This window comes from Streptomyces sp. NPDC002623, assembly GCF_053592635.1.
In genome coordinates this window covers 161,964-186,912 of record NZ_JBSFWB010000005.1, presented here as the reverse complement: position 1 = coordinate 186,912, position 24,949 = coordinate 161,964, and the positions used below count along the sequence as shown (strand labels likewise).

The following is a 24,949-nucleotide window of genomic DNA, read 5'->3' as shown; positions in this document are numbered from 1 at the left end:
TCACGGGGGAAGGACCAGCCTCGATGAACAGTGGACGGCCTGCGAGCCGCGTCGCCGACTCGCTCACCGATCTGTTGCTGCGCCGCTCCGCGGACCGACCCGACTCCGTCGCCTATACGTTCCTGGAGCGCGACCACGAGGTCTCCTGGAGCTACGGCGAACTCGACCTCAGGGCGCGAGAGATCGGCGCGACGCTGCGCAGGACGTGCGTTCCGGGCGATCGCGTGGTGCTCATCCTGCCGCCCGGCCTCGACTACGTCGCCTCGTTCTTCGCCTGTCTGTACGCCGGGGTCGTCGCCGTGCCCGTGTATCCGCCGCACGGGTCCAGTGCGGTCCGCAGCCTGTCCCGGCTGGAGGCGATCGTCGCCGACGCCCGCCCGTCCGCGGCGCTGACCACCGGGGCCATCGCGCGGCAGCGCGACGCCTTCGCGGAGTCCAACCCGGTCCTCGGCACGCTGCGCTGGATCGGGGTGGACACCGACGTGGCCCCGGAGACCGACTGGCAGCCGTCGCCGGCGTCCCGCGACACGCTCGCCTTCCTCCAGTACACCTCCGGCTCCACGGGCACTCCCAAGGGGGTGATGGTCAGCCACGGGAACCTGCTGCACAACGGCGCGGACATCGAGCGGTTCTTCGAGCTCACGCCCGACAGCAAGACCGTGATCTGGCTGCCTCCGTACCACGACATGGGCCTCATCGGCGGAATCCTGCAGCCGCTGTACACCGGATACCCGACCGTGCTGATGCCGCCGATGAGATTCGCGGCGGAGCCCCTGCGCTGGCTGCAGACCATCGCCGAGCATCGGGCCACGACGAGCGGCGGGCCGAACTTCGGCTACGAGCTGTGCCTTCGCAGGATCGCCCCCGAGCAGTTGGAGGGGCTGGACCTCAGCTGCTGGAAGGTCGCCTTCAACGGCGCCGAGCCCATCCGCGCCGATGTGATGGACGCCTTCGCGGACTTCCTGGCGCCCACCGGTTTCCGCCGCGAGGCGTTCTACCCGTGCTACGGACTGGCCGAGGGCACTCTCATCGTGACCGGCGGTTCGCCCGAGGCGGCGCCGGTGGTGCGGGAGAACGAGGGCACCGACCCCATCGTGGGCTGCGGACAGCCCTCCCCGGATCAGGAACTGGCCATCGTCGACCCCGAGACGCGTCGGCGGTGCCCGGACGGCGAGGTCGGCGAGATCTGGGTGAGCGGCCCGAGCGTCGCCCAGGGCTACTGGGAGCGACCCGAGACCAGCGCCGAGGTCTTCGGCGCCCGCATCGAAGGCTCGGAAGAAGGCCCGTTCCTGCGCACCGGCGACCTGGGACACCTCGCCGACGGCGAACTCTTCGTCTCCGGCCGCATCAAGGACCTGATCATCCTGCGCGGAGTGAACCACTATCCGCAGGACATCGAGAACACCGCCTTCCGGTCCCACCCGGCACTCCAGCACAACGGCGGAGCCTGCTTCACCGTCCCCGTCGACGGCCGGGAGACGCTGATCGTCACGCACGAAACCGAGCGGGTGTCCCGCGACGCCGACGTACGGGAGGTCGCGGCGGCGGTGCGGGCCGCGATCGGCGAGCACCACCTCATCGCCCCGTACGCGTTCGCGCTGGTGCGGCCCGGACGGCTGCCCCGCACGTCGAGCGGCAAGATCCAGCGGTTCGCGGCCCGGGAGCAGTACCTGGCCGGCACGCTCGCCGTGCTCGGCGTCCACGAGTTCGGTCAGGACGACGATGCAGACGCGACCGCCGCCACGGCCGCCGCCGGAGCGGACGGGGCGCGGACACCGGAGGCGGTCGAGTCCTGTCTGCGGGCACACGTCGCGCTGCGCGCGGGCGGCGACCCCCACGCCCTGGACCTCAGCAGGTCCGGGCCCGCCCTCGGCCTCGACTCCCTCGACCTCCTGGAGATCCAGCACGAGGTCGAGAAGACGTTCGGCGTCGAACTCGGACACGAGGCCATGCACGGCGCCCCGCTCCTGGACGTCCTGGCGGCGGTGGTGGCCGGCCTCGAAGCGGCCGGGGACCCCGCCGGACCGCAGACCTCGACCGGGGCCACGGCACCGGACGGGCCGCCCGGCCCGGCGGCCGACGGGCTCGGCCACGGAGAGCGCGGACTGTGGTTCCTCGACCGCGTCACCGGCTGTGGCGCCGCCTACAACGTCGCCGGAGCGGTACGCCTCCCCGAGGACGTGGACCCGGAGGCCCTGCAGCGGGCGCTCGACCAGGTGGTGGAGCGGCACGCCGCACTGCGCACCTCGTACACCGCCCGCGACGGACAACCGGTGCGCACGGTCGGCGCCGAGGGGAAGGTCGTTCTCGACCGTACGGCCGTGGCGGACGCCGCGCCGGGCGCCCTGGAGGACCTGCTGGCCGAGGCGGCCGCCGAGCCCTTCGACCTGGCGGAGGGACCCCTGGTGCGAGCCCGGCTGTGCGGACGCGCCGACGGCTCCCGGGTACTGCTGCTCGTGATGCACCACATCGTGGCCGACTTCTGGTCGATGTCCCTGGTCGTCGACGAACTGGCGCGCTGCTACCGGGCGGCGCCGACCGGCACGGGACCGCAACTGCCGCCGGCCGGCGACTACGCGGACTTCGTCGCGGCGCAGCACCGGTACGCGGCGAGCGCCGAGGGCGAGGCCGCCGCCGCGTTCTGGCGGGAGCGGCTCGGCGGCGAACTGCCCGTGCTGGAGCTCCCCACCGACCGGCCGCGGCCCCCCGTCCAGACCTACCGCGGCGACACCCACGACTTCACCCTGGACGGGGAACTGCTCGACGGGCTCACCGCCCTGGCCCGGAAGTCCGGGACGACGCTGTACACCGCGCTCCTGTGCGCGTTCGAGGTCCTGCTGCACCGCTACAGCGGCCAGTCCGACATCCTGGTCGGCTCGCCGGTGTCCGGCCGCGGCCGTGCCGCGTACGCGGACACCGTCGGCTACTTCGTCAATCCCGTGGTCATGCGCGGCGACCTGAGCGGCGATCCGGTCTTCCGCGAGCTGCTGGGCCGGTTCTCCCGGACCGTCTCCGAGTCGCTGGCCCACCAGAACTACCCGTTCAGCCTGCTGGCCGAGCAGCTCCAGGCCGGCCGGGACCCGGCGCGGTCCCCGGTCTTCCAGGCCATGTTCATCCACCATCAGGCGCCGTCCCGGTTCCCCGGCGACCTCGCGGCGGTCGCCACCGGGCACGGGACGCAGCCGTTCACCGTGGCGGGGCTCGAGCTGGTCCCCGTCCATGTCCCGCAGCGCACCGCGCAGTTCGACCTCACCGTGATCGTCGCGGAACACGGGGACGGCCTCGTCGGACGCGTCCAGTTCAACGCCGACCTGTTCGACCGCGCCACCGTCGCCGACCTCGCCGACAACTTCCGCACCCTGCTCGGGGGAATCGTCGGCGACCCCGACCGGACCCTTTCCGCGCTGCCGCTGCTGAGCGCGGAGAAATCCCGGCGCATGCTCGTCGACTGGAACGACACCGCCCTGGACCTGCCCGGCGAACTCTGCGTCCACGAGGAGTTCGAGGCCGCGGCCGCCCGCACGCCCGACTCCGTCGCCGTGGTCTTCCGGTCGGCACGGCTCACCTTCAGGGAGCTCTCCGAGGCATCGGACCGGCTGGCCCGGGAACTCGTGGCGCGGGGCGTCGGCGCGGAGTCCCGCGTCGGGATCTGCCTGGACCGCTCACCGGAGCTGATCGTCGCGATGCTGGGCGTCCTCAAGGCCGGCGGAGCCTATGTGCCGCTCGATCCGGACTACCCGCGCGACCGGCTGGACGTGGTGGTCTCGGACGGCCGGCTCGACCTGCTGGTGACCCGCCGTCGCGTGGCGCACCGGGTCGCGGACACCGCCGTACCCCTGCTCGACGTCGACGACGTCCTCACCGCACCGGACGGCCGCACCGGCGGCCCGGCCGGCCGGGCCGCCGCGGACAACGCCGCCTACCTCCTCTACACCTCGGGCTCGACCGGCGTCCCCAAGGGCGTGGTGGTCAGCCACCGCAACGTCGGCAACTTCTTCGCCGCCATGGACGAGCGAGTGGGCTGCGGCCCCGACGACACCATGCTCGCGGTGACCAACGCCGGCTTCGACATCTCCGTCCTGGAACTGCTGTGGACGCTCACCCGCGGCGCCAAGGTGGTACTCGCGGAAGACGCGTTCTCCCGGCAGACCCCGGCGACGGCCCCGGGCAGACCCGTCGACTTCAGCCTGTTCTTCTTCGCCAGCGACGCCCGCTCCGGCACGGACCAGGCCGACCGGCGCTACGACCTCGTCTTCGACAGCGCCCGCTTCGCCGACGAGCACGGCTTCACCGCCGTGTGGACCCCCGAGCGGCACTTCCACGAGTTCGGCGGCCTCTACCCCAACCCCTCGGTGCTCAGCGCCGCCATCGCCGCCGTGACCCGCAACGTGGCCGTCCGGGCGGGCAGCGTCGTCCTGCCGCTGCACTCTCCGGTGCGGGTGGCGGAGGAGTGGTCCCTCGTGGACAACATCTCCCATGGACGGGCCGGGGTCGCGTTCGCCTCCGGCTGGCACGCCGACGACTTCGTCTTCTTCCCGGACCGGTACGAGGACCGCAAGGAACAGATGTTCCGGGACATCGACACCGTGCAGCGGCTGTGGCGCGGCGAGACGGTCACCCTGCCCGGCGGCACCGGCAAGCCGGTGGACATCGGCATCCGCCCCGCTCCCCTCCAGCCCGCCCTGCCCACCTGGATCACCGCAGCCGGCAGCCCCGACACCTTCACCAGGGCGGGAGCCATCGGCGCGAACGTCCTCACGCACCTCCTCGGCCAGACCGTCGAGCAGGTCGCCGAGAACGTACGCCGCTACCGCGACGCCCGGCTCCGGCACGGCCACGACCCGGACGCCGGAGTGGTGACCCTGATGCTGCACACCTTCCTCGGCGACGACGTCGAAGAGGTGAAGGAACAGGTCCGCGAGCCGTTCACCGCCTACCTGCGGTCATCGGTCGGACTGATCGAGAACCTGGTGCGCACGCTGCGCCTGCCGGTCGACCTCGCCGGCATGAGCAAGGCCGACCTGGACGATCTGCTGGAGTTCGCGTTCAACCGCTACTTCGACACCGGCGCACTGTTCGGGACCCCCGAGTCCGTGCGCCCGCTGATCGAGCGGTGCGCCGAGGCCGGGGTCGACGAGATCGCCTGTCTGGTGGACTTCGGGCTGCCCGGCCGGACGGTCCTGGACGGACTGCCGGCCCTCGACCTGGTGCGCGAGCGGAGCGGGCGCGGCACCACCCCCGCCGAGGCCGAGGCCGACGCGACCGGGACCGAGGACCGGTCCCTCGCCGGTCAGATCGCCGCCTGGCAGCCGACCCTGCTGCAGGCGACCCCCTCGGCGATGCAGCTGATGGCGCTCGACGAGGGCGCACTCGGCGGCCTGACGTCGTTGCGGGCGCTGCTGCTGGGCGGCGAGGCACTGCCACCCGCTCTCGCCCGGGAACTGCGGGACCGTCTGCCCGCCCGGCTGATCAACATGTACGGCCCCACCGAGACCACGATCTGGTCGGCCACCCACGAGGTGACGGCCGTGGAGGAGACGGTGCCGCTCGGCGGCCCCGTCGCCAACACCCAGATCCACATCGTGGACGAGGGGCTGCGACCGGTCCCGGTCGGCGTGGCCGGCGAACTGGTGATCGGCGGCGCCGGGCTGGCCCGCGGCTACTGGGGCCGCCCGGACGCGACCGCCGACAGGTTCGTGCCGAACCCGTTCGCACGGACGCCCGGAGCGCGCCTGTACCGCACGGGCGACCTCGCCCGCTACCGCCCCGACGGCCGCATCGAGTTCCTCGGGCGGATCGACCGGCAGGTCAAGGTACGCGGTCACCGCATCGAGCTCGGCGACATCGAAGCGGCCCTGGGGGCCCGCGAGGACGTCCGGGAGGCCGTCGTGCTCGCCCGGCAGGAGGCCTCCGCCGGCACCCGGCTGGTCGCCTACGTGGTGGCGTCCGACGGCGCGGCCCCGTCGAGCCGGGACCTCCAGCGCGGTCTGCGCGAGCGGCTGCCGCAGTCCATGATCCCCACCGGCTTCGTCCTCCTGCCCGACCTGCCGCGCACCGCCCACGGAAAGGTCGACGCCAAAGCCCTCGCGGCCCTGGAGTGGTCGGGCGCCGGACACGGCGCCCAGGCGGCGCCGGTGACGGAACTGGAACGGTCGATCGCCGAGATCTGGAGCGAGGTGCTCAAGGTCGACTCGGTCGGGCTCTACGACAACTTCTTCGACCTCGGCGGGCACTCCATGCTCATGGTCCAGGTCCACAACCGGCTGCAGCGCGCCACGGGAGTGGAGCTGCCCCTGATCAAACTCCTGGAGCACCCCACGGTCAGCGCGCTGGCCACCCATCTCGGCGGCGACGGCGCCGAGACGGACCGGCAGGTGTTCTCCGACAGCCAGGAACGAGCGCGCCGGCAACGCGACAGCAGGCGAAGGTCCCGCGGGCTCGGTGGAAGGGGCAGGGCGTGATGAGCGAGCTCAACGAGCCGGCGGAGGACCCCGGATCGGACATCGCCGTCATCGGCATGGCCTGCCGGTTCCCGGGCGCTCCCGACGTCGAGACGTTCTGGGCGAACCTGCGTGACGGCGTCGAGTCCATCCGGCACTTCACCCCTGAGGAACTGGCCGACCTGGGCGTACCGCCGGAGGTCTCCGGCCGACCCGGCTTCGTCCCCGTGGGCGCCCCGATCGAAGACCCGGAGGGCTTCGACCACCGCTTCTGGGGGTACTCGCCGCGCGAGGCCGCGCTGCTCGACCCCCAGCAGAGGCTCTTCCTGGAGACCGCCTGGGCCGCCCTCGAGCACGCCGGTCACACCTCGTCGGACCAGGCCGGCACCGTGGGCGTCTACGCCGGCATGGGCCTGAGCACCTATCTGCTGTACAACCTGCTCGATCACCCGGACATCGGCGACTCGGACACCCAGTTGGCCATGCTCGGCAACGACAAGGACTTCCTGAGCAGCCGGGTCTCGTACCACCTCGATCTGCGCGGCCCCAGCATGACGGTCCAGACCGGCTGCTCGACCTCGCTCGTCGCCGCCCACCTCGCCTGCGACAGCCTGCTCAGCTACCAGTGCGACCTGGCACTGGTCGGCGGCAGCACGGTGGTGCTGCCCGAGCGCACGGGCTATGTGCACGTCCCCGGCGGCACGGCGTCCTCCGACGGGCGGTGCCGGGCCTTCGACGCGGCCGGCGACGGCACCGTCTTCGGCAGCGGGGCGGGCGTCCTCGCCCTCAAGCGGCTGAGCGACGCCGTGGCGGACGGCGACACCGTGTACGCCGTCATCAAGGCGTCCGCGGTCAACAGCGACGGCGCCAACCGGGTCGGCTTCACCGCGCCCAGCCTGGACGGACAGGCCGAGGTCGTCCTGCGCGCGCAGAAGATCGCCGACGTCGATCCGTCGACCGTCTCCTACATCGAGACGCACGGCACCGCGACGAAGCTCGGCGACCCGGTGGAGGTCGCCGCTCTGACCAAGGTCTTCCGGCAGAGCACGGACGCGACCGGATACTGCGCCATCGGCTCCGTCAAGACCAACATCGGGCACCTGGACGCCGCGGCGGGCGCGGCCGGCCTGATCAAGACGACCCTGGCCCTGCACCACGGGAAGATCCCGCCGTCGCTGAACTTCGCCGAGCCCAACCCCCAGATCGACTTCGCCGCGAGCCCCTTCTACGTCAACACGGAACTCGCCGACTGGCCCGACCGGGAGGGCCCCCGGCGGGCCGGCGTCAGCGCCTTCGGCTTCGGCGGCACGAACGCCCACGTCGTTCTGGAGCAGGCGCCCGCCGCCCCGCCGGCCCCCGACGACGCGGGGCCCCAGCTGCTCGTGCTGTCGGCCAGGACGCCCTCCGCGCTGGAGGAGACGACCGCAAGACTCGCCCGTCACCTAGAGGACCGGCCCGGGCTGACGACAGCGGACGTCGCGCACACCCTGAGCCGGGGCCGGGTCCCGTTCGAGCACCGCAGGGCGCTGGTGTGCCGGGACCGCGAGGACGCGCTCGCCGTGCTGGCGGGCGGCGACCCCGCCCGTCTGCACGAAGGGACCGCGCCCCGGCAGGACCGTCCCGTCGCCTTCATGTTCGCCGGACTCGGGGATCAGTACCGGGGGATGGGCCGGGACCTGTACCAGGACGTGCCGGAGTTCCGGACGGCCGTCGACGAGTGCTGCGAGCTGCTCCGGCCGCTGCTCGGCCGCGACCTCCGGGACGAACTGGGGTTGCGGGGCCCGGCGGTCGAGGCGACCGCGAGCGGCGGGTTCGACCTGCGGCGCATCATGTTCGGCGGCAGCGGTGAGGAGGACGACCCGCTGCGGCGCACCGGCCTCGCACATCCGGCGTTGTTCGTCGTCGAGTACGCGCTGGCCCGGTTGTGGCAGTCGCTCGGCGTGCTGCCCACCGCGCTGATCGGGCACAGCCTGGGCGAGTACGTCGCCGCCACTGTCGCGGGCGTCTTCACCCTGGAGGACGCCCTGACCGTGGTCGTCGCCCGTGCCGAGCTGTTCGACGGGATGCCGGCGGGCGCCATGCTGGCCGTCCCGCTCGGCGCGCAGGAGACCGCCCGTCACCTCGACGGGTCCCTGACCGTCGCTCTCGTCAACGGGCCCGCCCTGACCGCGGTGTCGGGGCCGGCCGACGAGATCGAGGCGCTGGAGCGACGCCTCGCCGACCGGCGGATCGCCGCCCGGCGGATGCGCGCCGAACGCGGCTTCCACTCGCCCATGGTCGCCGGCATGGCCGCGCCCCTCGCCGAGCTCATGGCCGGCATTGCGCTCGCCCCGCCCCGCATCCCGCTCGTGTCGAACGTGACCGGCACCTGGATGACCCCGGAAGAGGCGACCGACCCCGCGTACTGGGCCCGGCACAGTGTGAGCACCGTCCGGTTCGCCGACGGGTTGGCGACGCTGTGCGCCGAACGCGACCGCACCCTGATCGAGGTGGGCCCCGGACAGTCGCTGAGCGCGCTGGCGGCGGAGCACCTGGCCCGGGCGGACCCGCAGACACGCCCTGTCGTGCTGCCCTCGCTCCGGGCCGTCCACGACCGCCGCCGTCCCGACGACATCAGCCATCTCCTGGACGCCGTGGCCCAGTTGTGGACCACGGGCACGGCCGTGGACTGGCGCCCCCTGTCCGACCCCGCCGGGCGTCGCAGAGTCGGGCTGCCCACCTATCCCTTCGAGCGCACGCGCTGCCGCTTCGACCGGACCGACGACGGTCCCCGGCGCCGTCCCGCCGCAACCCGGCAGGACGACCCCGAATCCTGGCTGCTCGCCCCCGCCTGGCAGTCGGCGCCCATGCCGCCCCCCGCGCCGCTCACTGCCGCCGGGGAGCACTGGCTGCTCCTCGCCCCGGTCGGGCAGGACGGCCTGCCGCACCCGCTCGCCCGGGACGTCAAGGACCGTGCCACGGCGGCCGGACACCGGGTGACCGTCGTCGTGCCCGGCCCCCGGGAGCCCGCCGACGGCCTGCGGGACACCGCCGACCACCAGATCGACCCGGACGATGTGGCGGCCTACGCCGAACTGCTCGCCGGGTTCGACGGCGACCGGTGGCCCACGAAGGTGCTCCACCTGTGGAGCATCGGCGAGGACCCGGACGACGGCGACCGGACACACGGCATGCACAGCCTGCTGTGGCTCTCCAGGGCCCTGTCGGCCCGCAGCGCCGCCACCCCCGTCGATCTGTGGGTCGTCTCCCACGGGCTCGCCCGCGTCGAGCGGGCGGACCGGCCGAGGCCGGAGGTCTCCACCCTGCTCGGCGCCGCCAAGTGCGTACCGCAGGAGTACGAGGGCATCAGCGTGCGCTGCGTCGACGTCGCCCCGGACGACACCGTCGGCCCCGGCGTCGGCGAACTCGCCGGCCGGCTCCTCGACGTCATCGCCGAAGCGCCCGACGAACGCCTGCTCGCCTACCGCGGGCGCACCCGGTGGACGCAGACCTTCCAGCCGCTGAGGCTCGGTGCGGCCCGCAGCCCGCTGCGCGCCGAAGGCGTGTACGTGATCACGGGCGGGCTCGGCGCGGTCGGTCTCGAACTGGCCGACCACCTCGCCGGCCTGTCCGCGTCCATCGTGCTGATCGGGCGTTCCGCCTTCCCCGAGGAGGAGGAGTGGGACAGCTGGTCGGCCCGCCACGGCGACGCCGACCCCACCAGTCGCAGGATCCGGCGACTGCGCGCGATGCGTGAACGCGGCGCACGGATCCTCGTGTGCCGGGCGGACGTCACCGACGAGGAGGAGATGCGGCAGGCCCTCGCGGAGACGGAGCGGCGGCTGGGACCCGTCACCGGTGTGTTCCACGCCGCCGGAGTCGTCGGCGAGAGTGCCTTCGCGCCCATCGACGCCCTCGACCGGCAGTGGCTCGACGGCGTGATGCGCGCCAAGGTCGACGGCACCCGCGTACTGGAGAGGACCCTGGCCGGGCGGGAACCCGAGTTCGTGCTGCTGTTCTCCTCGAACGCGGCTCTGCTCGGCGGGCTCGGCACGTCCGGCTACACCTCGGCCTGTGTGTTCCTCGACGCGTTCGCCCGGGCCAGGGCCGAGCGGCCGGGGACGCGGTGGATCAGCGTCGACATGGAGGACTGGATCCCCGACGACGGCCTCGGCCGCCCGATGACCAGCGTCACCCGGTACGGCGTCGGCGTCGCGGACGGCATCCGGCTGCTGAGCCGGATCGCCGAGAGCGCCGAGGCCGGGGTGACCACCATCGTCACCGCCGACCTGGAGGAGCGGCTGGACCGGTGGGTCCGCCACCCCGAGGTCGCCAGGCGCGGACGCGTACCCGCCGGCGGGGCCCGCCAGCCGCGGCCCGAGCTGAGCACCGACTACGCGCAGCCCTGCGATGCCACGGAGTCGGTCATCGCCGAGATCTGGGCCGAGATGCTCGGCGTCGACCAGGTCGGACGCGACGACGACTTCTACGAACTGGGCGGGCACTCCCTGCTCGCGACCCAGATCGTCTCCCGGGCCCGCGCGGCCCTGGGCGTCGAGCTGTCGCTGCTCGACCTGCTGCGCCGGCCGACCGTGGCCGGGCTCGCCGACCAAGTGCGCGGCGACGACAGCGAGGCGGCGGTCCACGAACCCGTTCCGGTCGTGCCGCGCGACGAAGCCCTGGCCCTCTCGTACGGCCAGCAGCGGTTCTGGATCATCGACCAGCTCACCCCGGGCAACTCCGCCTACAACATCCCCGACGTCGTGCGCATCGAGGGACCCCTGGACGCCGAGGTGCTGAGGGCCTCCCTCGACGACATCGTGGCCCGGCACGAGGCCCTGCGGACCTCCTTCGTGCTCGACGACGGCGAGCGGCCCACCCAGCGCATCTCGGCGGACGTCCGCGTTCCGCTGCCCGTCACCGATCTCGGGGACCTCCCGGAGGACGTGCGGCGACAGCGCTGGGAGGAGCTCGCCCTCGACGAGTCACGGCGGCCGTTCGACCTGACCCGGGCGCCGCTGCTGCGGGCCACGCTCCTGCGGGTGGGCGAGGAGGAGCACATCCTGCTGCTCACGATGCACCACAGCGTGTCCGACGCCTGGTCCACCGGCGTGTTCGTACGGGAACTCGGCATCCACTACGTCGGCCGCCTCGGTCTGTCCACCGAGGGCCTGCCGCCGCTGCCGATCCAGTACGCCGACTACGCGGCCTGGCAGCGGCAGCGGCTCGACGGCGCCGAGCGCGACGAACTGGTGGAGTACTGGCGCGCGCAACTCGCCGGCGCCCCCCAGCTCGTGGAGTTCCCGCCGGACCACCCCCGCCCGGCGGCCCAGAGCTTCGCCGGTGCGACGGTCCCGCTCACCCTGCCCGGCCCCCTGGTCAAGGGGCTCCAGCAGCTCGGCGGCAGCCAGGGCGCCACCCTCTTCATGACGCTGCTGGCGGCCTTCACCTTTGTGCTGCACCGATTCTCGGGCGAGCGGGACGTGGTCGTCGGCTCACCGATCGCCGGACGCACCCACCCCGACGTGGAGAACCTGATCGGTGTCTTCGTCAACATGCTCGCCCTGCGCACCGACGTCGATCCCGACCTCTCGTTCAACGCCCTGCTGGCGCAGGTCAAGGAGATGACGCTGGCCGCCTACGCCCACCAGGAGCTGCCGTTCGAGCTGGTCGTGGAGGCGGTCGCACCCGAACGCAGCCTCGGCCACGGCCAGTTGTTCCAGAACGTGCTGGTCCTGCAGAACGCCCCGCTGCCTCCGCTGGACCTCGGCGGACTGCACCTCGAACAGGTGCCGATGCCCGCCGTCAACGCCAAGTTCGACCTCATGATCATGCTGCGGGAGACGGGCGACGACGCCGTCGGCATCGTCGAGTACGCGACGGACCTGTTCACCGAGGAGACCGCGTCCCGGATCGGCGCGCACTTCGTCACCCTCCTGAACAAGGTCGTGGCGGACCCCGACCGCCCGCTCGCCCGGCTCGACCTCCTCTCGGAGACGGAGCGGGCGAAGGTGACCGGAGAGTGGGCGCACGGACCCGACGGGCACGTCGGAGCGCGCTCCCTCCCGGAGATGTTCCGGGAACGCGCCCTCGCCACGCCGGAGGCCATCGCGATCCGCAGCGCGCCGGACCCTGCCGCCGCACTGACGTTCGAGGCGGTCGAGGCCAGGTCCAATCAACTCGCCCGGGAGCTGCGGGAACGGGGCGTCGGCGCCGAGTCACGGGTCGCCGTCTGCGCCGAGCGGTCCCCGGAGACGATCGTCCTGCTGCTGGGCATCATGAAGGCCGGCGCCGCCTATGTGCCCCTCGACCCGGCCTACCCGCGGGAGCGGCTGCGGTTCATGCTGGCCGACGCCGAGGCCGACCTGGTGCTGGTCGCCGGCGACCACCAAGAACGCCTGGGCGAGGGCCCGCACACCGCACGGACGGTGGACGTCGACACCCTGTGGCGGGCGTCCGCCGCACAGGCCACGACACCCCTCGACGTGCGCATCGACTCCGCCCAGCCCGCCTACGTCCTCTACACCTCCGGCTCGACCGGCGTCCCCAAGGGCGTCGTCGGCCTGCACGGGGGCATGCTCAACCGACTGGAGTGGATGTGGCGGGAGTTCCCCTTCCAGCCCGACGACGTCCTCTGCCAGAAGACCTCGCTGAACTTCCTGGACTCGTTCTGGGAGATCTTCGGGCCGCTCTGCCAGGGCGTACCGATCGTGGTGCTGCCGCAGTCCCTGCTCATGGACCCGCCCGCGCTGGTGGCGGTGCTCGCCGAGCACCGGGTCACCCGTATCGTGCTCGTCCCGTCACTGCTGCGGACCCTCCTCGACACCGTGCCCGGCCTCGCCGACGAACTGCCCGGCCTGCGCCTGTGGGTGAGCAGCGGCGAGGCCCTCCCCGCCGACCTCGCGGGCCGCTTTCTGGACACCCTCCCGGGCCGAGTGCTGCTCAACCTGTACGGGGCCTCCGAGATCTCCGCCGATGTCACCTGGCATGTGCTGACCGAGGCCGACGTGGCGGCGGGCACGGTGCCCCTGGGCAGGCCCATCGCGGGAACCAGCGCATACCTGCTCGACGACCTGATGCAGCCGGTCCCCGTGGGAGTGGCGGGAGATCTGTACATCGGGGGACCCGCCCTCGGCCGCGGCTATGCCGGCCGGCCGGACCTCACGGCCGAGCGCTTCGTGCCGAGCCCCTTCCCCGACCGGACCGGGGGACTGCTCTACCGCACCGGTGACCGGGCGCGATTCCGGTCCGACGGGGTGATCGAGTACGTCGGCCGGAGCGACCTGCAGGTCAAGGTCCGCGGGTTCCGCGTCGAACCCGCCGAGGTCGAACAGGCCCTGGGCGCGCACCCCTCGCTGGAACAGGTCGTCGTGACGGCCGAGGGCGAGGTCCTGGTCGCCTACTGCGTCGCGGCCGAAGGACGGCAGACCGACGGGGAGGCGCTGCGCCGGCACCTGCACGGACGGCTGCCGAGCTACATGATCCCGACGCTGTTCGTGCCCTGCCCCGAGCTGCCCCTGACCCCGAGCGGCAAGGTCGACCGCCGTGCGCTCAGCGGCCTCGCCCGGGCCGAGTCGTCGGCCGCGACGGTGTCCTCGGTCGCACCGCGCGACGACGCCGAACGGGCGGTCGCCCAGCTCTGGCAGGACACGCTCGGCACCACCGGACCGGTGGGCGTCCACGACGACTACTGGGCCTCGGGCGGCTACTCGCTGCTCGCGACCAGATTCGCCGTCCGCGTCCGGGAGACCTTCGGCGCGGCGTTCCCGCTGGACAGGTTCTTCGCGGACGCCACCGTCGCCGGCGTCGTCCGGACGCTGCGGGCCGACCCCGACGCCGGCCCCGAGGTCGACGAACGGGCGGCGCTGCTGCTGCAGATCACGGAGCTGTCCGACAGCGAGCTCGATCGACTGCTGACCCAGGAGGACCTGTGAGCACCGGCGGCGACATCGCCGACAAGCGGCGGGAGGCGATGCGCCGACTGCTCGCGCAGCGCGGACTGAACACCAGGTCCGAGACGCCGATCACCGCCCACCCGGAACGCGACAGCGCCCCGCTGTCGTACCCGCAACGCCAACTGTGGCTGTTCGAGCAGATGTTCCCCGACACCGGGGCCTACAACGTGCCCGCGGCGGTACGGCTGACCGGCACGCTCGACGTCCCGGCCCTCCAGGCCGCACTGGACGCCTCGATCGCCCGGCACTCCGTCGTGCGCGCGACCTTCGCACTGGCCGACTCCGAACCCCGGCAGCGCTTCGCACCCGCCCCGGACCACGTGGCGATCCAGCGGCACGACCTGACCGGTCAGCCGTCCCCGGACCGGGAGCAGCACGCCCATGAGTTGGCCAGGTCCATCGCGGCCCGCCCGTTCGACCTGACCGGCGGCCCGTCCGTGGCCGTTCATCTGATCACCACGGCCACGGACGAACACGTCCTGGTGCTCACCATGCACCACCTCGTGGGCGACGCCTGGAGCTGGGGCGTGCTCCTGCGCGAGGTCGCCGCCGGCTATGACGCCGTCCTGCGCGGCGAACGCCCCGCCGCCGGGCCCCTGCCCGTCCACTACGGCGACTTCGCGCGCTGGCACCGGGACAGGCTGGACGGCGCCGCGTACGACGACCAACTCGCCTACTGGCAGAAGACGCTGGCCGACCCGCCGCCCGTCCTCGAACTCCCGGCCGACCGGCCCCGTCCGCTCACTCCGGCGTTCCGCGGCGACGTGGTGGACTTCGACCTGGACGCCGCCGCCGTCGCCGGGCTCAGGGAGCTGGGCCGACAGGAGGGCGCGACGCTGTTCATGACCGCCATGGCGGCGCTCGACGTCCTCCTCCACCGCTACACCGGCCGGACCGACTTCCTGGTCGCGACCTCGGTCGCCAACCGCGGCCACTCCCAGGTCGAACCGATGATCGGTCTCTTCGTCAACACGCTGCTGCTGCGGGCCCGGATCGACGGGGACCGGACCTTCCACGAGGTGGTGCGGCACGTCCGCGAGGTGGCCGGCGAGGCACTGGTCCACCAGGAGGTCCCGTTCGAGAAGGTCGTGGAGCGGCTGCGCCCCGACCGCACCGCAGGGGCCGTCCCGTACTTCCAGGTGATGTGCACGCTGCGCTCCACACCGGCGTTCCCCGCGATGGCCGGACTGAGGCTGAGCGACTTCCCCCTCCACAACGGAACCAGCAAGCGCGACCTCACGCTGAACCTCGTCGAGGACGGAAACACCGTCCGCGGGCAGTTCGAGTACGACACGGAGCTCTTCGACCGCGAGACCGTGACCCGCCTGGCCGCGCACCTGCGGCAGTTGGTCACGGGCGCGCTCGCGGCGCCGGACACCCCGGTCGGCGCACTGCCCGTGCTCACCGACGCCGACCACGCCCCGCCGGCCGAGCCGGCCGTCTACCCGGCGGCGGCCTCGTGCGTGCACGAGCTCTTCGCCGAACAGGCCGCCCGTACCCCGGACGCCGTCGCCGTACGAGGCGAGGACACCGAGCTCACCTTCGCCGAACTCGACCGGCTCGCCAACCGGTTGGCCCATCTGCTGCGGGCGGCGGGCGTGGGCTCGGAACGCCCGGTCGGGCTGTGTCTGGAGCGCTCCCCGGCCATGGCCGTGGCCGTGCTCGGCGTGCTCAAGGCAGGCGGAGCCTATGTGCCGGTGGACCCCGCCGACCCGGCGGCCCGCCGGGCGGCGATCCTCCGCGACTCGGGCGCCGCCGTCCTCGTCCACACGGGCGCCGCGGACCCCGGCGCCCCGATCCGGACGGTGGAACTCGACCCGGCCTGGACCGCCCTGCGCGACCAACCCGCAGACTGCCCGCGGAGCGGGGCGACGCCCGGGAACATCGCGTACATCCTCTACACCTCCGGCTCCACCGGCGCACCGAAGGGCGTCGCCGTCGAGCACCGCCAGATCGTCAACTACACCTACGCGGTCCTGGACCGGCTGGGCATCGACGAGCCGCTGAGCTACGCGATGCTGCAGCCGCTCACCGTCGACTCGTGCCTGACCATGCTGGTGCCGCCCCTGGTGACCGGGGGGACGCTGCACCTGATCACCCGCGAGCGCGCCCTCGACGCGGAAGCCCTCGCCGACTACCTGACGGAACACCGGGTCGACTGCCTGAAGATCGCCCCCTCCCATCTGAAGGCCCTCATGCGCTCGGGACGGGGCAAGGACCTGCTGCCCCGGCGCCGCCTCGTGGTCGGCGGCGAGCCGTCCGCCTGGCCGTGGCTGCGCTCCGTCGCCCGCACCGCCGGACCCGACTGCCAGGTGTACAACCACTACGGTCCCACCGAGACCACCGTGGGCGTGCTGACCTGGCGCGTTCCCCGCGACGCGGAGCCCGAGGCGGTGACCGCGCCGCTGGGACGGCCACTGCCCAACACCACGGCGTACGTGCTCGACCGCGCCGGCCGAGAGGTGCCGGCCGGCGTCCCCGGCGAACTCTGCATCGCCGGCGCCAACGTGGCCCGGGGCTATGTGGGCAGACCCGACCTGACCGCGGCCGCGTTCGTGCCCGACCGTCTCGGCACTCCCCGGCAGGACGGCGCGACGGACCTCCCCGGCGGGGAGGGCGGGCCCCGGATGTACCGGACCGGTGACCTGGTGCGGCTGCGCCGGGACGGCGCCCTCGAATTCCTGGGGCGCGGCGACGACCAGGTGAAGATCCGCGGGTTCCGGGTCGAACTCGGCGAGATCGAGGCGGCCCTGACCGACTGCCCGCTCGTACGGGAAGGGATCGTCGTCGTCCGGCGCGAGGGGCAGGACGAGCCCAGGATCGTCGGTTACCTCGTCGCGCAGGACGCCGGGGGCGCCGACACCGACGCCGTGCTGGAGCATCTGCGGGAACGGCTGCCCCGCCACATGGTTCCCGCCGCGCTCGTGGTGCTGCCCGCCCTGCCCCTGTCCGCGCACGGAAAGGTCGACCGGAGAGCCCTGCCGGCGCCGACGCGGACCGAAGCACCCGTGCTGGCCCCCCGCAACGAGCTGGAGCGGGCCGTCGCCGATGTGTGGCGTGCCCTCCTGGGCCTGGAGGAGATCGGCCTCGACCAGAACTTCTTCGATCTCGGCGGGCATTCGCTGCTGCTCATCGAACTGCACCAGCGGCTCGGGGCGGACGTGGGCATCCGTACCGAGCTGATGGAGCTGTTCCGCTCGACCACCGTCCGCGCCCAGGCCGCCCTCGCCGGCCCCGAGAGAGCCCCGGCCGGCTCCGTCGGCCTGGACAGCGCCAAGGAACGCGGCAGGCGTCAGCACCAGCAGCAGCTGAGGCGCAGACAGGCCGCCCGGCCGCAACGGCCGTCTCCATGAGGCCACTTGACACCGGGAAGTGCGGCTAAGAGTATGTTCGGGACGCTGCCGCGATGTCTCTTCGTCCCCGCAGCCCGACCGACAGAACTCGGCTCCCGCCCCTCGCGCGGGATCTCCGCCGACCGGTCACCTCCCTCCCGCCCCCGCCCGGTCCGTGCCGTCGTGCGCGCGGCCCGCCCGGTCGGGGCCGGCTCCCGAAGCCTCGACGGACACCGCCGCGTGCCCGTCGCCGCGGCGGGCGAGCGCGCGCAGGCAGTCTCAGTCAGAACGAAGGCGTCCGTACGAATTGGGTGAGTACGTGGAAGAGTCCGACGACTCGCAGGAACTGGGCCCCGACATCGCCGTCATCGGAATGGCCGGCCGCTTCCCCGGAGCGCCCGACCTGGACCGGTTCTGGTCGAACATCCGGGACGGCGTCGAGTCCGTGGCCTTCTTCGACGATGCCGAACTGCTCGCCGCCGGCGTCCCCGAGGAGGAGTTCTCCCGCCCCGGGTACGTGAAGGCCGGGGCGCGGGCGGAGGGCGTCGACCTCTTCGACGCGGAGTTCTTCGGATACACCCCGCGCGAAGCCACCATCATGGATCCACAGCACCGGATCTTCCTCGAACTGGCCTGGGAGGCGGTGGAGCACTCCGGCTACGACCCCGACCGGATCGAGGAGAGCGTCGGCGTCTTCGGCGGCGCCGGGACCAGCGCCTACCTTCCTCATGTCTTCGCCAACCTGGAGAGCGGCGCCTCCATCGGGGCCTCCAACGTGGGGCTCGGCAACGAACTCGGCTTCCTCACCACCCGCGTCTCCTACAAGCTCGACCTGCACGGCCCGAGCGTTCCGGTGCACACCGCCTGCTCCAGCTCCCTGGTAGCGGTCCACCTCGCCTGCCAGAGCCTGCTGAACCACGAATGCGGCATGGCGATCGCCGGCGGAGTGGCCTTCAAGGTCCCCCCGGGCAAGGGATACCGGTACCAGGACAGCGGGATCCTGTCGCCCGACGGGCACTGCCGCCCCTTCGCCGCCGACAGCCGGGGCACCGTCTTCAACAACGGAGCGGGCGTCGTCGTCCTCAAGCGTCTCGACGACGCACTGCGGGCCAACGACACGGTGTACGCGGTCGTCAAGGGAACAGCCGTCAACAACGACGGGTCCGCGAAGGCGAGTTTCACCGCGCCCGGTGTGGCCGGCCAGGCCGCCGTCGTGCTGGAGGCACTGGAGATCGCCGGTGTCGGAGCCGAGGACATCAGCTACGTCGAGGCACACGGCAGCGGCACCCGGATCGGTGACTCGATCGAGGTCGAGGCGCTGACCAGGGCCTTCGGCGCAAGCTCGGACCGCACCGGATTCTGCGCGATCGGCTCGGTGAAATCGAACGTCGGACACCTCGACGCCGCCGCCGGGATCGCCGGACTCCTCAAGACCACGCTCGCCCTGCGGCATCGCACGCTGCCGCCCACCGTGCACTTCCGCCACGCCAACCCGGCCATCGACTTCCCCCGGACGCCGTTCCACGTCCAGGACGCCCTCGCCCCCTGGGAGGCCCCGGACGGCGCCCCCAGACGAGCCGGGGTGAGCGCATTCGGATTCGGCGGCACCAACGCCCACGTCGTCCTCGAGCAGGCGCCCGAACCCGGGCCGCCCGCCCCCGCCCGGCCCTCCCAGGTGCTCGTCCTGTCGGCCCGTACACCGCAGGCACTGGAGCAGGCCACCGACCGGCTGGCCGGACATCTGCGGCGCGAGGACCCGTCGCTCGCCGACGTCGCCTTCACCCTGGCGCAGGGCCGGAAGGGGTTCCGCCACCGCCGCGTCGTCGTCGCCCCGGACCCGCAGAGCGCGGCGCGTGCCCTGGAGAGCCGCGACACCGGGAGCGTGACGACCGGTGTCGCGGACGCCGCCGCACCCTCCGTCGCGTTCCTCTTCACCGGACAGGGCTCCGCCTACCCGGGGATGGCAGCCGGGCTCTACACGGACCAAAGGGTGTTCCGCGACGCCGTCGACCGATGCGCCGAACTGCTGCGCCCGGAGCTCGACATGGACGTCCGCGATCTGCTGCTCGCCGCGCAGGACGACGAGGAGGCACACCGCACGCTCCGCGCCACGCGGTTCGCCCAGCCGGCCCTCCTGACCCTGGAGTACGCACTGGCCGAGCTGTGGAGCTCGTGGGGCGTCACACCGTCCGCCATGATCGGGCACAGCCTCGGCGAGTACACGGCCGCCTGCCGCGCCGGAGTCTTCGAACTCGCCGACGCGCTCCGGCTGGTCGCCCTGCGCGGCCGGCTCATGCAACAGCAGACGGGCGGCGCGATGCTCGGCGTCGGCGCGGATCGGGCCACCGTGGCACGACTGCTGCCCGAGGAACTGTCCCTGGCGGCGCACAACGGCCCGGCCGACTGTGTCGTGTCGGGCCCGGACGACGCGGTCACCGCCTTCGCCGCCCTTGCCGAGCGGCAGGGCATCGCGACCCGCCCCGTCGCCGCCTCCCACGCCTTCCACTCGGCCCTGATGGCCCCTGTGGTCGAGGAGTTCACCCGGGCCGTCGCCCAGGTGCCCCGGCACGAGCCGACGGTGCCGTTCCTCTCCAATGTGAGCGGCGACTGGATCACCGCGCAGGAGGCCACCGACCCCGCCTACTGGGGCCGCCACATCCTGGCCACGGTCGAGTTCGCCCGGGGGATCGAGGTGCTGGCGGCCGACCCGGATCTGGCCTTCCTGGAGGTCGGCCCGGGCCAGACGCTGCGCAGCCTGGCCGCACGGACACTCGCCGGCGGACAGCCCCGCCTGGTGGCCGCCACGCTGCCGCACCGGCAGGACGGCCGCGGGCCGCTGGAGACCGCCCAGCGGGCCCTGGGCCTGCTCTGGCTCCACGGCATCAGCCCGGACTGGGCCGGCTACCACGCCGACGAGCGGCCCCGCCGCGTGGCGCTGCCGACGTACCCCTTCGAGCGCACCCGCCACTGGCTGGAGCCCGCCCCGGCACGGCAGACGCCCGTCACGCCCGGCCCCCACCCGCTGCTGGACGAGTTGCTGGTCCGGACGGTGGACGAGGTGGTGTTCCGTACGTCGTTCGACCTGGAGCGCCACTGGGTCCTCAGCGAGCACCGGATGCTCTCCGAGGCCATCGTGCCCGGCACCACCTACCTGGAGATGGCGCGCGCGGCGGGAACGGAGTTCCTCGACGAGCACATCACCGTCGTCTCCGACGTCGAGTTCCAGGTCCCCCTCCTGGTCACGGCGGAGCAGCCGCGCGTCGTCCACACCATCGTGCGCTCCGACGACGGTGACGGCGCCGAGTTCAAGGTCGTCAGCCAGGATCCGACGACGCCCGACGGACGGCGCTGGACCCTCCATGTGCGCGGCCGGCTCTCGGCAGCCCCGCGGCCGCCGCACCGCGCCGACCTGGCCGCCCTCGCCGCCCGCTGCGAACTGGCCACGGTGGACGTCGGCGCCCTGCAGGCAGAGCACCGGGTCATGGACTTCGGCAGCCGCTGGCAGGACAGCCTGCGCACGGTCGACGTCGGTGTGCGCGCCGCGCTCGGACGGCTGAACCTGCCGGAGCGCTACCAGGAGGAGACCGACGCCTTCACGCTCCATCCCGCGCTGCTCGACCTGGCGACCGGATTCCACCGCTGGGCGATGCTCCGCGACGACGACGCCCCCGACGCGTCCGGCCACGACTTCTATCTGCCGTTGGCCTACGACCGCCTCACGGTCCACGGGCCGATGCCCGCCCGGTGCGTCAGCTTCATCGAGCCCGCCCCGGACTTCCCGCAGACCGACGAGATCCGCAAGGTCGACGTCCTGGTCTGCGCACCCGACGGCGCCGTCGTCCTCGACATCGAGGGGTTCACCGCCAAGCGCGTCAACGACCCCCGGCGAACGATCCGCAACGCCCGAGCGGTCTCCGCGCACCACACCCTGCGCTGGGCGCCCGCGGACTCCATCGACGGGATTGGGGCCGCAGCGCGCCCGGTCGACCGCGCCCTGGTCGTCGGCGCCGAGTCGCCCAGGCTCGCGACCGTCGTCGCCGAACTGCGGGACGCCGGCGTGAGCGTCGAGGTCGCCGCGACCGGCACCGACTGGTCCGCCCGGACGGAGCCGCTGCCCGCGGAGACGGTCTTCGTGGCGAGCGAGGACGAGGCGGGCAGCCCCGGCCGGCAGGCTCAGGAACACCTCCTGGAGCACGGCGTCATGGCACTGCTGCGACTGGCCCACGCCCTCGGCAGGCAGGAGGCGGGCCCTCGCCGGCTCACCGTCGTCGCCGGCCACGTCGACGGCGTCACCGGCGACGAGCCCTACCTCGTGCCCGCCCACTCCGCGCTGTTCGGGCTGGCCAAGGTCATCGGCCAGGAGCACCTCGACATCGGCTGCCGGTGCGTCGACACCGCCGCGGACGTCCCGCCCGGCGCGCTCGCCCGGGAGATCCTCGGCACGGACCCGACCGGGCAGGTCGCCCTGCGCGCCGGTGGTCGCCATGTCCTCGAACTCGTGGAGGCGGACCTGGTCGCCGAGCCGGAGGCCGGGACGGCCGCACCGGACGGCGTCCACCTGATCACCGGCGGCCTCGGCGGACTCGGCATGGAGATCGCCCGGTCCCTCGGCGCGACCCGGCCCGGGGCGCGCATCGCCCTCGTCGGCAGACGCGGGCTGCCGCCCCGCGAACAGTGGCCCGACGTGCTGCGGGACGGGCCGGCCGGGCAGGCCGAGCGGATCCGGCTCGTCGAGGAGCTGGAGGCCCGGGGCGCGCGCGTCCTGGTCTGCCCGGGCGACGTCTCGAACCACGAGGACATGGCCCGGGTCGTCGCCTCCGTCCGCCGCGAACTCGGCCGCGTCACCTGCCTGATCCATGCGGCGGGCACCGCCGGTGACGGCTTCCTCATGAACAAGACGCCCGACGTCTACCGGGCCACCCTGGCCCCCAAGGTCACGGGCGCGATGGTGCTGGACGACGTCACCGCCGACGACCCGCCCGAGCTGATGGTGATGTTCAGCTCGACCACCGCCCTGTTCGGCTCCCCGGGCCAGGGCGACTACACGGCGGCCAACCTCTACCTCGACGCGTTCGCGGCCTGGCGCAGCAGGCGAGGGCTGCGCACGATCACCATGAACTGGACCGACTGGCTGGGCACCGGCATGGCCGCCGACCACGGCGTCCTGCGCGACCAGGGCTTCTTCCGGTCCATCGAGATCGAGGACGCGCTGGCCGCGTTCCACGCGGCCGTCCGGTCGGACCAGGTGCGGGTCGTCGTGGGGGAGATCAACCACGATGCCCTGGCCGCGCTGGACCCGGCCGTGCTGCGGGCCCGTATGGCGGCCTCACCCGTCCGCCTCGGCGAGACGATCCGGCGGGCCGTGGCCGCCCGGTCGGCGAAGTCCGCCGCCCGGCCCGCCGCCGGGTCCCCTGCACCGGCCCCGGAAGCGACACTGCTGGGGCGGTCCGACGGCGCCTACAGCCCGCTGGAGGACACCCTCGGCAGGCTGTGGGCGGCCGAGTTCGGCATCGACGAGATCGATGTGTTCGCCACCCTCTTCGACCTCGGGGGCGACTCGCTGCTGGCACTGCGCCTGTCGAACACCGTGCAGCAGGCCCTCGACGTGAAGATGACGATCGCCGACCTGTTCGCCCACCCGACGGTCGCCGACCTCGCCCGGCACCTGGCCGTCGAGAACGAGTCGGCGGACGCGCCCGACACGGCGACGCCACCGGACCCGGCCGCCGCCCCGGACGCCGTCGCCGACGCCGTCGCCGCGGCCGCTCCGGCCGGCTCGGGCCGCCGGCCTGCCGGGGACGACAGCGACCCGGCCTGGTTCGGGCTCTGGAACGCCCAGCGGGGGATGTGGATCCAGCACCAGATGGGGGAGGGCCGGGCCGAACTCAATCTGCCGGTGTGGGAGCACGTGCACCGGGCCGTGGACCCGGAGGTCTTCGGCCGGGCCATCGCGTTCCTGATCGACCGTCACCAGGCGCTGCGGCTGGTGTTCCGGGACACCGAGGACGGGCCCCGCCAGCGGGTCCTGCCGGCCTTCGGCCTCGACGTCCCGCTGGTCGACCTGACCGCGCACCCCGATCCGCAGGCCGAGGCCGAGCGGCTGATCCGGGCCGACAGCGCCCTCGCCTTCGACGACCTGAGCACCCCGCCGGTGCGCGTCGCCCTGTACCGGCTCGGACCCGAACACCACTGCGTGTACTACACCATGCACCACCTCGTCTCCGACGGCACGGGCATCGGGATCTTCCTGCGGGAACTGCTGGAGACGTACGAAGCGTTCGCCAAGGGCGAGGAGCCCCCGCTGGCGCCGCTCGACACGGCCTACGAGGAGCTGATCCGCGGCCGGTTCGCATGGCTGTCCGGCCCGGAGCGCCCGGCCGCCGAGGCCTACTGGCTCGACGAGCTGGCCGAACCCCTGCCCCGGCTGCACATCGGCGACCACGAGGCGCCGGGCACCGACGTGTCCAACGAGACCATGGACTTCACGGTCGACCCGGAACTCTCCGCCGCCGTGGGCCTGCTCGCCAAGAAGTGGGACGTCACCGTGCACGTCCTGCTCCTCAGCGCGTACGCCGTGGCTCTGCGCGGCATCGGATCGGACGACGACATGGTGATCTGCGTGCCGTTCTCCGGGCGTGACACCCAGGGCATGGGCGGCCTGCTGGGCATGTTCGTCAACCCGCTGGCCGTACGCATCGCGCTCGCCGACACCGACACCTTCGACGAACTGGTCCGGCGCGCCCAGCGCAAGAGCGTCGGCGCCTACGCCCACAGCCGCTATCCGTTCACGCTGATCGCCGAACGGGTGGCGCCCGCCGACGGCACGCCCCTGGCGGGCCGGAATCCTGTCTTCTCGACCGCGTTCCAGTTCACCGACTTCCTGCCGCCCGCGAATCAGACGTCGCAGCTCGACATCTGCCTGTACGGCAAGCCGGGCGAGGACGGTCTGAGCATGCGGCTCACCTACAACTCCCTGCGACTGGCCGAGTCGGAGGCCGTCGAGGTCCGGGCGGCGTTCCTCGCCGCACTGCGCGCGGTGACGGACGACCCGGGCACGACGCTGGCGGCACTCTCCGAACCCATGCGACAGGCCCGCCGGGCGAGCGTCGTCGCACCCAAGGGGCGCCGCCGCCTGGGATCCCCGCGACCCTCCCGGCGCCCCGGCGCGTAACCGGCACGGCCGGCAACCGAGTTCGGCATCCGAGTTCGCCAACCGAGGCGACGACCGGCGGACTCGGTCATT

At 73.0% G+C, this 24,949-nt stretch carries 4 protein-coding genes; all 4 read left to right on the top strand.

What is annotated here, in order from left to right:
* Window positions 1-23 precede the first annotated feature (23 nt).
* The 4 genes from ACWD4O_RS11215 to ACWD4O_RS11200 all read left to right on the top strand — a co-directional run bounded on the left by ACWD4O_RS11215 (window position 24) and on the right by ACWD4O_RS11200 (window position 24,877).
* Window positions 24-6,461: a MupA/Atu3671 family FMN-dependent luciferase-like monooxygenase gene (locus tag ACWD4O_RS11215; protein WP_451279517.1), complete on the top strand. Its 6,438-nt coding sequence runs from the start codon at window positions 24-26 to the stop codon at window positions 6,459-6,461.
* The gene (locus tag ACWD4O_RS11210) at window positions 6,461-14,353 is read left to right on the top strand and encodes an amino acid adenylation domain-containing protein (RefSeq protein ID WP_451279516.1); all 7,893 of its coding nucleotides are present in this window, start codon (window positions 6,461-6,463) and stop codon (window positions 14,351-14,353) included. The genes ACWD4O_RS11215 and ACWD4O_RS11210 overlap by 1 nt, the downstream gene beginning before the upstream one ends.
* On the top strand, window positions 14,350-17,727 hold the full coding sequence (locus tag ACWD4O_RS11205; protein ID WP_451279515.1) for an amino acid adenylation domain-containing protein: 3,378 nt from the start codon (window positions 14,350-14,352) through the stop codon (window positions 17,725-17,727). Before ACWD4O_RS11210 ends, ACWD4O_RS11205 begins: the two co-directional genes overlap by 4 nt.
* A 298-nt stretch (window positions 17,728-18,025) precedes the next feature.
* On the top strand, window positions 18,026-24,877 hold the full coding sequence (locus ACWD4O_RS11200) for an SDR family NAD(P)-dependent oxidoreductase (protein ID WP_451279514.1): 6,852 nt from the start codon (window positions 18,026-18,028) through the stop codon (window positions 24,875-24,877).
* Window positions 24,878-24,949 lie beyond the last annotated feature (72 nt).

Excerpts from the sequence above, each read along its gene's own strand:
- ACWD4O_RS11215 (WP_451279517.1), top strand. The coding sequence starts at position 24 with ATGAACAGTGGACGGCCTGCGAGCCGCGTCGCCGACTCGCTCACCGAT.
- ACWD4O_RS11210 (WP_451279516.1), top strand. The coding sequence starts at position 6,461 with ATGAGCGAGCTCAACGAGCCGGCGGAGGACCCCGGATCGGACATCGCC.